Origin of the sequence: Psychrobacter sp. AntiMn-1 (genome assembly GCF_001854065.1) — a bacterium.
GTDB lineage: Bacteria > Pseudomonadota > Gammaproteobacteria > Pseudomonadales > Moraxellaceae > Psychrobacter > Psychrobacter pacificensis.
In genome coordinates this window covers 20524-33711 of sequence record NZ_CP012969.1, presented here as the reverse complement: position 1 = coordinate 33711, position 13188 = coordinate 20524, and the positions used below count along the sequence as shown (strand labels likewise).

Sequence of the window (13188 nt, the reverse complement as noted above, 5' to 3'; positions counted from 1 at the left end):
TAATTAAAGAAAGAACGAAAAAAACGGTCTAAATAGACCGTTTTTTTATGGCTGACTTAAAAGATTAAAGTGCGCTGTTATCTACTCAAAACATCAATAATTTCCAACGTGTTATTAATTACTGTCACAATCTTATTGTCTGGCGTACGGATACGTACGTAACGGTCATCATAACGATCTAAAATAACAGAACGATCATAATCCCTTCTATCAATCTTGCCGACTACTCTATAACCGTATTTATCAAGGTCACGCTTGAATGACGCGTTAGGGCTAGCATTGCGATACGCATTAATATTAGGGTGGGCATTGCCATTATTTTGATAATTGTTATGGTTGTAATCTTTACTAATGTGAGCAGAGTTACCCTTGCCATTTCCATGACCGTGCCCATTACCATGATTGTCTTTTGCCATAGCAGGCAGGCAAATCAATGAGCTTGCCGTAATGCCAGCGATGGTCAATAACTTTAAATTAGCTGTATTCATAATGTTATCCTTAAAATATGCGTTTGAATAATAGTAATGAGATATTTGAATGCGTTGTATAGTCAAGTCAATTTAAAAATGACACAACGAGATTAAAGGCTATTTTTCGCAGCCTCTGGAGACGAAGTCACAGCAAGCAAGGAAAATAGTATTTAATCGAGTGTGTTTATGATGATATATCAGTTTTATTTGGGCTTTACTATATATTCAACACGTCAACATAATAATGATATGGATTTTGGACGCACCCTACTTCTCATATAAAAAATTTTTATATAAACATTAGCTTACGTTAATTATGAAGTGGATTGGTAATAGATGCGTTGCTAGCTTGTATGCTTTTTGACTATCAGTTTATTGGATAAGACAATGCCTTAAGAGGCTAATTCTTATGGTTAAATACTCAAAACCACACTTATGACAGTGGTTACGACAATGCCTAATAGTCTTACTAAGTACGCCTATGACGAATGCGCTTTAATTTTTTATTGCGATAACTTACATTGCTGTCAGGTGATGGTTCAAAAAGTAGGCTAACATTAGACATACCCATGATTGATGTAAAAGAAAGCTAAATCAAAGGCTTTAAAGTGATTTTCCAGCTTTTTAGAAAAGTTACAACTTCGCCTAAATGCTCGCCTTACTCGATGTCTGATAGTGCAATTATTACCTTCAATACCGACCGTGAAAAACTTGCCAATGACTTGGGTAAAGCCCTTAAAACCAGTAACAAAGCTATCCCAGGTATCACTAGCGATTTTAGCACAACTTACGCCTAAAGCTTTCAGCTTAGCTTTAAGCTTTTTGACAGTGTTAAGGTCTCGTTTTCCCCACACATAGGCAACAATTTCACCTGTGTCACGGTGATAGGCATAAATTAGCCATTGTTTGTTGGTCTTTTTACCTACGAATGTCCAAAGCTCATCTACTTCAAGACAGTCATATTGCCTTTGCTTGGGGGTTATTTGGTAGTGACACTTTTTTAGGGTGGCTAGTACTTTGCCTTTGCTAATTTTTTCAACGCAAGCGATGTCTTTTATGCCACTGCCTCGAACCATAAGATGGCGTATTTTGCTATCTTTTTGGGAGTGACAGCCTTGGTACGTTAAGGCATGGTCGCCAATAAACTGCCGTTTGCAGTCTTTGCATTTATAGTTTTGTTTACCATAGCTTTTGAAGCCATTTTTCTTTATACTGTCACTTAGACAGGCTGGGCATTTGATGTATAGTGTGATTTGCATTTCACTATTTTATCAATTTCTCAGCCTGTTTTTTTTCAGCCTACTTTTTGAACCACCACCTGCTGTCATAATATGAACATAATAATCGACGGAACGATTACTTTAATTAATGGTTAGCCTGCTATGTTGACGTAGACGTAGTATTGACTCGGCTAATCTGCATTCTCCAATATCTTTTTTAGAACCAAAGAGAACCAAACAGATTCTTTGAGCATTGCTATTAGTAGGCTTGATCAATCTGACAGTCCTCGCTTGGTTTTTATGATTGATATAACCTATGAGTTATCCTAATAATGACTATTGCTTCTACTCTACGCTTAAGCCTATATGGCGTTGCTCTTAGTGCCATTAGCACACTTGGCCTGATAGGCTGCTCGAACTCCTCTACTGACACAGCCGCCACTACTGAAAATAGCTCTGCTGCAGATGCAGAAAAACCTGCCAAATCTATTGCGATTACCCAAATCGTTGAGCATCCATCATTGGATGACATGCGCCGCGGTATTATTGATGAGCTGGCAGACAATGGTTATGTCGAAGGCCAAAACCTAACGGTCAACTTCCAAAGTGCACAGGGCAATACAGCGACAGCAGGACAGATTGCTAAGCAGTTTGCAGGAGACAATCCGGACGCCATCGTCGCTATCTCGACGCCATCGGCCCAGTCGATTGTCGCGGCTACCACTACTATTCCTATCATTTATACGGCCGTATCAGACCCACTAGGCGCTAAGCTTATCAATGAAGATGGCAAGCCTTTTCAAAGCAATTTGACAGGATTATCGAGTCAGCTACCTCTAGAGCCGCAGTTAGATTTACTACAACAAATAAAGCCTGAGATGAAAACGATCGGCTACGTTTACAGCCCAGGCGAAGCAAACTCAGTGTCATTGCGTGATAGCCTAAAACAAGCGCTACCAGCACGAGATCTGACATTGTTAGATATCCCTGCCAATCGTCCAACCGATATCGGCATGGCAACCCGTAGCTTGCAAGGACGCGCAGATATCATCTATACCTCATTTGACAACAACGTCGCCTCTGCTTTTGAGGCCATGACTCAAGCAGCAAACGAGTTGAAACTCCCTATTGTCGCGTCTGATGAGTTTAGCGTGAAGCGCGGCGCGGCAGCTGCTCTTGGCGTTAATGATTATGACTTTGGTCGTACCACTGGCAAAATGGTATATCGCGTATTAAATGGCGAGGCGATCAATAACATTGAACCTGCCGTCATGAACGATCTAACCTTATATATCAGCCCTAAGCATGCCAAAACGCAAGGCGTTAGTTTGCCAGCAGAGTTGCTAAAAAATGGCATCAATGTTGATGAACAAGCGCAAAGCACTGATAACAAATAGCACGAATAAAATAAATAGTGCTGAATAGTAATACTGAAAAATACCCTGTAGCCATCATAAGTGGCTCGCTTTACCCTTTTACCCATCTATTAAATAATGTACGGACACATTATTACTTTTAGGAGTCAGAACCATGTTGTATCAAAATCGTTTTAATTTTGGCAAAGCGTTACTACTAGGCGGTGTATGCACTGCTATCTTAACGGGTTGTAATCAATCAGCCCAAGATACTAGCACGACTGATACTGCGGCTACTGGCGATACTGCCACCGAAATGAAAACTGTTGCTATCACTGCTATCGTTGAGCATCCAGCACTTGATGATGTACGCAAAGGCGTGATCGATGAGTTAAACGAAGCAGGATTCAAAGATGGTGAAAACCTAACGGTCAACTTCCAAAGCGCACAAGGTAACACTGCGACAGCCGGTCAGATTGCCAAACAGTTCGTCGCTGATGATCCAGATGTGATCGTAGCGATTGCTACCCCATCTGCACAGTCTGTGGCCGCCTCAACGAGCAGCATTCCACTGGTATTCTCTGCGGTGACTGATCCAGTCGCTGCCAAGCTGGTGCCAAGTTTGGACGGCTCTGGCACCAACGTGACAGGAGCCTCAGATGCCCTACCATATGAGCCGCAAATTGAATTGATGCGCCAAGTCATTCCTGAACTAAAAAATGTCGGTTATGTCTATAGTCCAGGTGAAGTCAACTCAACGATTATCTTACAAAATCTAAAAGAGAAATTGACCCCTCAAGGCATTAACGTGCTTGAAGCACCAGCACAGCGTAGTAATGACATCGCAATGGCAGCACGTAGCCTAGAAGGTAAGGTCGATATGATCTACACCTCAACAGACAATAACGTGGTATCCGCTTACGAGTCACTCTATCAAATCGCCAAAGAAAGCAAGATTCCACTGATCGCCTCAGATACCAGCTCAGTTGAGCGCGGTGCGGTTGCAGCATTAGGCGTAGATTATTATGAGCTTGGCCGTGAAACGGGTAAGATCGTTGTTCGTATCTTGAATGGTGAAAAAGCAGGCGCTATCCCTGTTTACACCCCACAAGCGCTTAACCTGTATGTCAGCCCAAAACATGCTGAAGAAGAAGGCATTACTTTGTCACAAGCAGTTATCGATAAAGCAAAAGAAGTGGTAGAATAACGCACCTTTGTATTTGGCTTACCATAGCAGCCATGAGCAAAATCATAATATGAATCAGTGATTGCGCTTTTGTGCTGTCATGCTAAATGTTTGACAAGAAACCCAGCTATGAGTCAGTAGGCTGGGCTTCTTGTTTCAGCAGAACCTGTTTAAATAGCTTGTTTCATATATTGCTGTAGTTAGCTTATGGCTTATCTGATACTTGTTAAGTAAAATACATTTTTGCTGTATTGGATATTGCCGTTGCTTGAATCAGCGCTTTAAACCAAGGTAACTTATGAACGTTGTTAATCGTGACCTGTTTTGGTTTACCCTAACCGCAGATTGCTTAATCTGTTAAATTCACCGCTTAGCTGTTTAGCATTTAGAGGGTTTTGGCGCTTGCCACTCACTTATCTTGGTTCCATACGCTAGACACTGAGTTATGACTTACTGATCTCTTATGTCTTTAATTGCTTTTTTTGGTGCGCTTGAAAGTGGTCTGATCTATGGCCTCGTCGCACTTGGTGTGCTGATCTCATTTCGTACGCTTGACTTTCCTGACTTGACGGCTGACGGTAGCTTTCCGCTGGGCGGCGCGGTCGCTGGCATCTCTATCGTTGCGGGTGTCAATCCGTGGCTCGCCTGTGCTTTTGGTATGCTAGCAGGCTCAATCGCTGGTATCGTTACTGCATGGCTGCATGTCAAACTTGGCATCCTACAATTGCTTGCCAGTATCTTAGTGATGGTTGCCCTATATTCTGTCAACCTACGCATCATGGGCGCCCCAAACCTACCGCTACTTGGTGAAACGACGGTATTTAGTACCTTAGTGACTAATGGCAATGGTTATTGGATGCGCTGTCTGATTATCGGTGTGGTCGTGGCGATTGCCATGTTATTTTTAAACTGGTTTTATAGTACCGAAACTGGTTTATCAATGCGTGCTACTGGCTCAAACTTGAGAATGGCACAAGCGCAAGGTATTAATACCTCATGGATGACCATCATCGGTATGGCGATCTCTAACGGCTTGATTGCCTTGGCAGGTGCGCTATTTGTCCAGACCCAAGGCGGCGCTGATATTTCTATTGGTATCGGCACCATCGTCATCGGTCTAGCAGCAGTCATCATTGGTGAGACCATCATTCCTGCCAAGCGTATTTGGTTAATTACCTTTGCGGTTGTGGTCGGTGCAGTATTGTACAAGCTGTTTATTCAGGTCGCACTATCGAGCGATACGCTGCGTAGTATCGGCTTTGGCCCGCAAGATTTGAACTTAATCACAGCATTACTCGTGGTATTGGCGTTGGTCTTACCAAAAGCGAAAACGAAGTTTTTATCACGCAAAGTTCGCGCCTAATGACAGTTTAAGCAAGTACCAACAGCACTTGCTTTGCCCGAAGAGATAATAAGGAATAACGATTATGATGCAAGCCACCGATTTACAGTTGACCTTTAATCCAGGCACACCTATCGAAAACCCTGCCCTACGTGGTATTAGTTTGAATATCGCTGATGGTGAGTTCGTCACTGTTATTGGTACCAATGGTGCAGGTAAATCGACTTTTTTGAACGCAGTCAGCGGTACCACGCGCGTCGATAGTGGTTCAATCCTGCTAAATGGCATTGATGTCACCAAAAAATCCGCCCATCAACGTGCACACTGGGTCGCGCGTGTTTTTCAGGATCCGATGGCAGGTACTTGTGAAGCGCTGACCATTGAAGAAAACATGGCCTTGGCCTATAAACGTGGCGGCAAGCGCGGTTTGAAGTTTGCACTAAATCAAAACAACCGTGACTTGTTCCGTGAAAAACTGTCTGTGTTAAAACTGGGACTAGAAAATCGCCTGACAGACCGTATGGGTCTACTCTCTGGTGGTCAACGTCAAGCGGTGAGCCTGCTGATGGCATCGCTACAGCCCTCTAAGATTTTATTGCTCGATGAGCATACTGCTGCCCTTGATCCAAAAACTGCCGCCTTTGTTTTAGAATTGACAGATAAAATTGTCACAGACAATAAGCTCACCACCATGATGGTGACCCACTCTATGCAACAAGCATTGGCACATGGTACGCGCACCGTGATGCTACACCAAGGGCAAGTGGTCTTGGACGTGTCTGGAGACATTCGTCGCGGCATGACCGTACACGATTTGTTAGATATGTTCGAGCAAACACGCGGCGAAAAGGTTGAAGACGATAGCTTAATTTTGAGCTAGACTGTCTCAACTTATTGACTCTCAAAAAGCAGACATTACTGTTTCTAATTGCTTCTAAAACCTTCAAGAAAATTGATGTTTCTTGAAGGTTTTTTGTTATCTATGGTTACTACTGCTACACACGGTACAGCGGGCATTATATAGTGATGAGATACCACCATTATGCCGCCATTTATCGATGAGGTCTGTCATGCGCAAAATTCCTGTTTACTCCCACCCTGCTGCAGGTTGGCCTGCGCTGATCTCCTCGACACGCAAACTGATGGATTATCAAACCTTTTTACGCGGTAGTGTCAGCGTCCTAAAAAGCAATCAACCTCAAGGCGGATTTGACTGCCCAGGCTGCGCGTGGCCAGACCATAAGTCACATAAGCGCATCGACGTCTGCGAAAACGGCATCAAAGTCATCGCCAGCGAAACCATGACGAAAAAGGCAGATGCACAATTTTTTGCAAGGCATACCGTGACCGAGTTACAAAGATGGTCTGGCTACGAACTTGAGCATAGCGGGCGTTTGTCAGAACCGATGTACTATGATGCCGCGCAAGATCGCTACGTCCCTATTCCTTGGGAAGCGGCTTATGGCTTAATCACTGAGCAGCTTGGAAAGCTTGATTCACCCAATGAAGCACTATTTTATACCTCAGGGCGCGTGACCAACGAGCCGGCCTTTATGTATCAGCTGTTTGTTCGCAGCTTTGGCACCAACAACCTGCCTGACTGCTCGAACATGTGCCATGAGCCGACCTCAGTGATGCTCGGTAAACAGCTAGGCGTCGGCAAAGCGACAGTCATGCTAGAGGATTTTGAGCAAGCCAAACTGATATTGATGTTTGGGCAAAACCCAGCGACTAACCATCCACGAATGCTGGAGATGCTTGCCCATGCACATGAGCAAGGATGCCGAATCATCTCGATTAATCCGATGCGCGAGCAAGGCTTGAGTAGATTTAGAAATCCGCAAAAACCAATGCATATGGCCGCAGGTCAAAGTGATGATATGGTCGATGATGTCATTCAAATTCAAATCGGCGGTGATACCGCGCTATTGACGGGCATTGCTAAATGGCTGATTGAAAATGATAGAATCAACCATGACTTTATCACTACTCATACCGCAGGTTTTGAACCGCTAAAACAATGGCTAACAGCGCAAACTTGGGAAGACATCACGCTTGGCTGCGGTATTCCTCAAATAGATATTGTCAATCTCGCTAAGCTAGTTGCTGATAGTTCAGCGACCATTTGTACTTGGGGCATGGGTATCACCCAGCATGTGCAAGGCGATGACAATGTTGCGATGATTACCAATCTATTATTATTGATGGGTATGATTGGTATTGATGGTGCGGGCGCCTCCCCTGTTCGTGGTCACTCCAATGTTCAGGGCGATCGTACCATGGGTATCCATGAACGCCCGAGTAAAACCTTACTGGACAGTCTAGAGCGCGTCTTTGAGCGTCCTATGCCAAAAGAGCATGGCTATGATGTCGTCACAGGCGCCAAAGCGCTTATCGAAGGTGACTTAAAAGTGTTTATGGGTATGGGCGGTAATTATGCTGTGGCAGCCCCTGATACGAGCGCTATTCAACAAGCATTAACCACCACTCAGCTCAATGTATTTGTCGGTACCAAGCTCAATGAAACCATGCTATACCCAGGAGCAAACAACGTCATTCTGCCTTGTCTGGGTCGTACTGAGCGTATCCTGACAACAAAAGGTGAGCAGTTTGCAACGATTGAAGATTCAATGTGTCAGATAGTTCCAACCCAAGGTAAGCTTAAACCTGTGAGTGATAACTTAAAGTCTGAGGCAAAGATTATAGCGGAGCTTGCGACACATGTACTTGGTGCTGACTCCTCTATTCCTTGGCTTGCAATGAGCGAAGATTTTGATCTCATTCGAGACTATATCGCCCAAGCTATTAACGGTTTTGAAAACTTCAATCAGCGCATTCGTACCAATGAGCGCGGGTTTCATTTGTATCATGCAGCGCGCCATCGTGTATGGAATACCGAGAGTGGCAAAGCTCAGTTTGAAGTACCGCATTACTCCATTACGTACGTTGCAGCCCAAATGGCGGACACACATGACATTGATCATGAGGACACAACGCAAAAGGTTTGGCAACTGACCAGCGTTCGTAGTCATGACCAGTTCAATACGATGATATTTGGATTCAAAGACCGCTATCGCCAGACCAACCGCCGAGATGTGCTATTCATGCATCCAGATGAAATCAGCCGCCTAGGCTGGCAAAAAGGAGATCAGGTGATGGTATCGCGGCACGCCAGCAGCTCAAGCCACACAGCGCATAAAAACAAGCCGCGCGTACTAGGGCCTCTCATATTGACTGAGATGGATATCGCCGCCAATGCCGTCGCCGCCTATTATCCTGAATGTAACGACCTGTTTGATTTGGATACCCATGCGCCAGACTCTCATATCCCAGCATACAAATCGACGACCGTGATCTTAGAGCGTGTGAATACAAGTGTTCAGACAGCCGAACCTGTATAAGTGGTAATGATCACTGAAAGTAATTTTGAGCAAAGTGAGTCCTCTAGCAAAATGGCTATGATGGCAGAGACAACTGAAACTAGAGTGATTATGACTGAGATATCTGAGGATAATGATAATAGCGCAGCCGAGACAATGCTCGCTCGCAAACATTTAGCGCAGAAGCATCATTATCCATCGGACAAGGCTCATGGAGCCGATATACCTCAAAGCTGTATTGAGTCTCAAACCACCAGTTTGGCAGTAGAGGCAGCGGTATCAATCGTTATTAATGGGATTCATTATGCGGTACTGATGGCCAGCCCTTACCAACTAGAGTATTTGGCTGTTGGGTTCTTATTTAGCGAGGGCTTGATTCAGCACAGTCATGAATTACTTGATTGGGAAGTGACACATCTTACAGATATTGCCAGCTACCAAAAGTTTGCTCAATCCTTAAACGATGGGGATCTTGAATTCGCCTCCATTGAGCAACGCTTAGAGCAATTTCAAGATTATGATATCTATATCGTAGAGCTGGTGCTAAACCAACGCTGCCATCAGCGCATCCAAGCCCAAAAGCGCCAACTGGCAGGGCGTACAGGCTGCGGTATGTGCGGCATCACGGGGCTGACACAGGCATTGCCCGACTTGAGCCACTACTCACAAGCAAACATACATGGTTCTAAGGCAACCGTGCCAAGCCTTGAGTATCTATTAGTACTACGTCAGCAAGTAGATGCCACACAGCATACACACCAACTGACAGGAGCTGTGCATGCAGCAGCGACGATATACAATCAGCAGTTGTACTTGTTTGAGGACGTAGGCCGTCACAATGCACTCGACAAATTAATCGGTTGGCAACTGCGACAAAAAGTAGAGGTTGATTGCGTACTCATGACCTCACGATTATCGATTGAGTTGGTACAAAAATCGATTCGGGGGCGTATCCCTTGGCTCGTTGGCATGTCTGCGCCCACCAGTACGGCCGTACGGGTCGCCCAGCGCTATGGTTTGGGACTGGCTGGGTTTTTGCGTGACAATAGAGTCACCTACTACACTGGCATTTGATGAGTATTGCCTAACCACATTTTCTAAATCCTGTCGTTATCATCGATTCGTTTACTTTGATACCCTCACATTGATCATTTAATACTGCCACCATTCAATATGTTAGCCTTATTGATACCCTCACAAACACCTTTCCATAAACCCCATTTGTGAATGCCATTTTTCTTGAGATCTGCCTCTGCCTTTTGGTCATTTATGACAGATAACTGACCGATAGATTTGAGCTTCACGGCAGAATAGGGTACTCTTAGCGCACGAGTATGTTACACATAGTTAACATAGCTGTAGTTTTATTTATAAATACTTAGCCTATGGTGCAACGCATCAGGGCTGTAGCGTGTTTGATACTTAACTACAGGTAATGCGTCAATTACCTAATCATGGGCAAAAATTCGCTCATGCTTGGGTGTATTTCAGCCGGCTATACATAATATTAGCCGATAAAGCTGTCTACACTTAGCACCGTCATCAGCAGATGGCTGAGTGCTTATTCATAATTTTGCTGTAGATACCTGCCTTGTCAGCGCTCTATAGCAGCCAGCTATTATCAAGTATGACCACTTGACAGCGTGATGGACTATCCATCAACAGACGCATGCTGATGACTCCCTGCGATTTTTGTGAAATGTGGCTCACTGTTGCATGTGATTTTTTCAAATGACGTACAACAGTGAGTAACCGGCATGATGTCAATGGGCAGTTGTCATTTACAGGTTGCAGGATCTACCCTTAAAACACCAAGTGCGCCAGCGCGCGGCATTTGGGTCGGCGCTGACTGCTTTTTATGACGGCTAACTGTTAGCACTGTGTGATGCCTCTACATAAAACTTTTATGGGCTTTATTGTATTCTTAACAGTTTTGGATAAAGTTATACTATTAAACTTTTATTTATGTAAAATAATCGCGAGGTATGAATTTGAAAACTGAGTCACTGTTCCAATTTTCATCGTTAACCATTATTTTATTGTTGTTAGCGTTTTATGGCGGCACGTATTTGTTGTCATTGCTGATCAAAAAAGACAAAGAAACCACTTCAGGATTTATGGTGGCAGGCCATGGCGTCGGCTTTGGCATGGGTGCTGCTAGTATGACCGCTACTTGGATTTGGGCGGCATCGTTTTATGCGGCGGCGACCTCTGGCTACAAGTATGGCGTATCAGGGCCGATACATTACGGCTTTTGGGGCGCGCTGATGATCTTATTCATTTATCCTTTTGGTATGCGCTTTCGTGAGCTTGCACCCGATGGTCATACCTTAGGTGAGCTTATCCACGCCCGCCATGGCTCATCAAGCCAATTAATTTTAGCCATATCCAACCTTATGGGCAGCTTAATTAGCTTGATGGTCAACTTTACTGCAGCTGGGGCGTTGGTATCGGTATTATCGCCATTATCGTTTCAGACGGGGGTCATGATTGCAGGTATCGGGGTGCTAAGCTACACCCTAACCTCAGGGTTTCGTGCTTCCGTCTTTACAGACTTTGCGCAATTGGTCGCTTTGATGGCCATCGGTATTGTCATTATTCCAGCGGTACTGTTTGCGATGGGTGGGCCACAAGTCATGGTCGATGGCCTCGCTAACCTCACGCTTGAACAGCAGGATTTCTTTTCATCCGAAGCGTTTTTTCAGCAAGGAGCGCCCTATTTTGTCGCTGTACTTGCTTATGCGATTGGTAACCAAACCATCACGCAGCGCTTGTTTGCGATCGATAAGACTAAGATTAAACAGACCTTTATTACCGCCACGGTCGGCTATGCTGGTATCGTCATCGGTCTTGGTATGATCGGATTGATGGCTTTGACCATCGGTATCGAGCCACTAGATGGCAATATGAACAACCTCATACCACAGATGGTCAGCACTTACTTGCACCCTGTATTTATCGCCTTATTCTTTATCTTGGTCATTGGCTCATTGTCATCGACAGCCGACTCAGATTTGTCGGCCTTATCGACCATTATGATGGCGGATGTGTATGGCAAAAACATTGCCAAAGGCCGCGTCAAGCCTAAAACGATGATGCTCGTTGGTCGTAGCACGATGATTATCGCCACCGCTGCTGGACTGATCTTTGCCAGCTTTAAGCTAGATATCTTGGTGATGTTGGTCTTTGTAGGGGCGCTGTGGGGCGCGATTGTTTTTCCGGTCATCGCCAGTGTGTTTTGGAACCGCGTGACCAATGCCGCCTTTACCTCGGCGGTCATCATCGGCCTACTGCTATTCTGTGTGGTACGCTTTGAGCTGCTACCGATGACAGGCTTTACGGCCCTTTTCTTTGAAATACTGGCCAGTGTGGGCGCCGCAGTCGTGATTGGGCTGATGGTCTTTGGCTTTTTGGGTCGTAAAATCGGCATGGTAGCGGCAGCGATCACGCTGGTACTGATGCTCATTTTTGCCACAGGCTTTTTACATCAGTACATGGTACTACTGGCCTCACTAACGGCCTATGGTGCCAGCACCATCGTTTGTATCATCGTTAGCCTCATGGGTGATGAACACTTCGATTTTGCTTTAATCAATCAACGTGTCGGCAATTATGATAAAAAAGCCAAGGCATCGACCTCTGAGCTTTCATAAACACAGGTAGCGAGCACCGCTTGCGGGTTTGGCAGTTGGTCAATATGTGACCCGCTGCACAGGCAACCCTTCATAAATACTATAAGGAGATATCATGGACAACGTCTTTATCTACGGCTTATATATTTTAATTTGGCCAGCCATTACGCTCGGCGTGCTGGTATTGATTTGTACCGCGACTTATCGCGATATCAAACGAGCCAAACGTAATAACGAAGAGATATTATAAAAGTACACACTCAATGATCAGTACTCTCATCAGTGAGTCCGGCTCGCTGATGAGCCTGAATACGCAAAAAACTCATAAAAAAGCACTAAAATCAGCACAAGTGAGCAAATAAGCTATTTTTAGCCAAAAAATGACTTGTAATTTAAATTATTTTTGCTAATATAGTCCACCTTGATTGGCTGGATGGCAGAGTGGTCATGCAGCGGACTGCAACTCCGTTAACGCCGGTTCGATTCCGACTCCAGCCTCCAATTATTTATTAACTTTACGTTAATTTTGGCTTGCATTATTATCTCAACTGATTATAATAGCGACCACTTATCTAGTAACTAGACAGTCTATCAGCTAGTTTA

Annotated in this window: 10 protein-coding genes and 1 tRNA gene; 9 read left to right on the top strand and 2 right to left on the bottom strand. The window is 44.6% G+C overall.

Translation table 11 applies throughout. From position 1 onward, the window contains the following. Window positions 1–77: 77 nt before the first annotated feature. Both AOT82_RS00130 and AOT82_RS00125 read right to left on the bottom strand, forming a co-directional pair. A complete protein-coding gene (locus AOT82_RS00130; protein ID WP_071001267.1) occupies window positions 78–488 on the bottom strand; it encodes a hypothetical protein in 411 nt (136 codons plus the stop codon). A gap of 539 nt (window positions 489–1027) precedes the next feature. Next, on the bottom strand, window positions 1028–1729 hold the full coding sequence (locus AOT82_RS00125; protein ID WP_071001266.1) for an IS1 family transposase: 702 nt from the start codon (window positions 1727–1729) through the stop codon (window positions 1028–1030). Window positions 1730–2022: 293 nt separating this feature from the next. Between AOT82_RS00125 and AOT82_RS00120 the strand changes: the two genes are divergently transcribed. The 9 genes from AOT82_RS00120 (at window position 2023) to AOT82_RS00085 (ending at window position 13086) form a co-directional block, all read left to right on the top strand. Next, window positions 2023–3087 (top strand): ABC transporter substrate-binding protein, encoded by a 1065-nt coding sequence (locus AOT82_RS00120; protein WP_071001265.1) that lies wholly within the window; start codon window positions 2023–2025, stop codon window positions 3085–3087. A 133-nt stretch (window positions 3088–3220) separates the two neighbouring features. After that, entirely contained in the window at window positions 3221–4252 is a 1032-nt protein-coding gene (locus AOT82_RS00115) for an ABC transporter substrate-binding protein (RefSeq protein ID WP_071001264.1), read from the top strand. Between the two features lie 442 nt (window positions 4253–4694). Next, entirely contained in the window at window positions 4695–5594 is a 900-nt protein-coding gene (locus AOT82_RS00110) for an ABC transporter permease (protein ID WP_071001263.1), read from the top strand. Between the two features lie 64 nt (window positions 5595–5658). Continuing rightward, window positions 5659–6453 carry an ABC transporter ATP-binding protein gene (locus AOT82_RS00105; protein WP_071001262.1) on the top strand — a complete coding sequence of 265 codons (795 nt, stop codon included), beginning with the start codon at window positions 5659–5661 and terminating at the stop codon, window positions 6451–6453. Window positions 6454–6643: 190 nt separating this feature from the next. Further along, window positions 6644–8974, top strand: coding sequence for an FdhF/YdeP family oxidoreductase (locus AOT82_RS00100; RefSeq protein ID WP_071001261.1), 2331 nt, complete (start codon window positions 6644–6646; stop codon window positions 8972–8974). Between the two features lie 90 nt (window positions 8975–9064). Next, window positions 9065–10027, top strand: a complete 963-nt coding sequence (locus AOT82_RS00095) for a formate dehydrogenase accessory sulfurtransferase FdhD (RefSeq protein WP_071003567.1) — start codon at window positions 9065–9067, stop codon at window positions 10025–10027. A gap of 911 nt (window positions 10028–10938) precedes the next feature. Then, a complete protein-coding gene (locus tag AOT82_RS00090; protein WP_071001260.1) occupies window positions 10939–12606 on the top strand; it encodes a sodium:solute symporter family protein in 1668 nt (555 codons plus the stop codon). 94 nt (window positions 12607–12700) lie between these two features. Continuing rightward, window positions 12701–12835, top strand: a complete 135-nt coding sequence (locus AOT82_RS13990; protein WP_208855952.1) for a putative transporter small subunit — start codon at window positions 12701–12703, stop codon at window positions 12833–12835. A 177-nt stretch (window positions 12836–13012) separates the two neighbouring features. Further along, a tRNA-Cys gene (locus AOT82_RS00085) sits at window positions 13013–13086 on the top strand. The last annotated feature ends 102 nt before the right edge of the window (window positions 13087–13188 follow it).

What these genes read in the sequence shown, in the direction of transcription:
- AOT82_RS00130 (WP_071001267.1), bottom strand. Translation starts at nt 488, where the DNA reads ATGAATACAGCTAATTTAAAGTTATTGACCATCGCTGGCATTACGGCA.
- AOT82_RS00125 (WP_071001266.1), bottom strand. Translation starts at nt 1,729, where the DNA reads ATGCAAATCACACTATACATCAAATGCCCAGCCTGTCTAAGTGACAGT.
- AOT82_RS00120 (WP_071001265.1), top strand. Translation starts at nt 2,023, where the DNA reads ATGACTATTGCTTCTACTCTACGCTTAAGCCTATATGGCGTTGCTCTT.
- AOT82_RS00115 (WP_071001264.1), top strand. Translation starts at nt 3,221, where the DNA reads ATGTTGTATCAAAATCGTTTTAATTTTGGCAAAGCGTTACTACTAGGC.
- AOT82_RS00110 (WP_071001263.1), top strand. Translation starts at nt 4,695, where the DNA reads ATGTCTTTAATTGCTTTTTTTGGTGCGCTTGAAAGTGGTCTGATCTAT.
- AOT82_RS00105 (WP_071001262.1), top strand. Translation starts at nt 5,659, where the DNA reads ATGATGCAAGCCACCGATTTACAGTTGACCTTTAATCCAGGCACACCT.
- AOT82_RS00100 (WP_071001261.1), top strand. Translation starts at nt 6,644, where the DNA reads ATGCGCAAAATTCCTGTTTACTCCCACCCTGCTGCAGGTTGGCCTGCG.
- AOT82_RS00095 (WP_071003567.1), top strand. Translation starts at nt 9,065, where the DNA reads ATGACTGAGATATCTGAGGATAATGATAATAGCGCAGCCGAGACAATG.
- AOT82_RS00090 (WP_071001260.1), top strand. Translation starts at nt 10,939, where the DNA reads ATGAATTTGAAAACTGAGTCACTGTTCCAATTTTCATCGTTAACCATT.
- AOT82_RS13990 (WP_208855952.1), top strand. Translation starts at nt 12,701, where the DNA reads ATGGACAACGTCTTTATCTACGGCTTATATATTTTAATTTGGCCAGCC.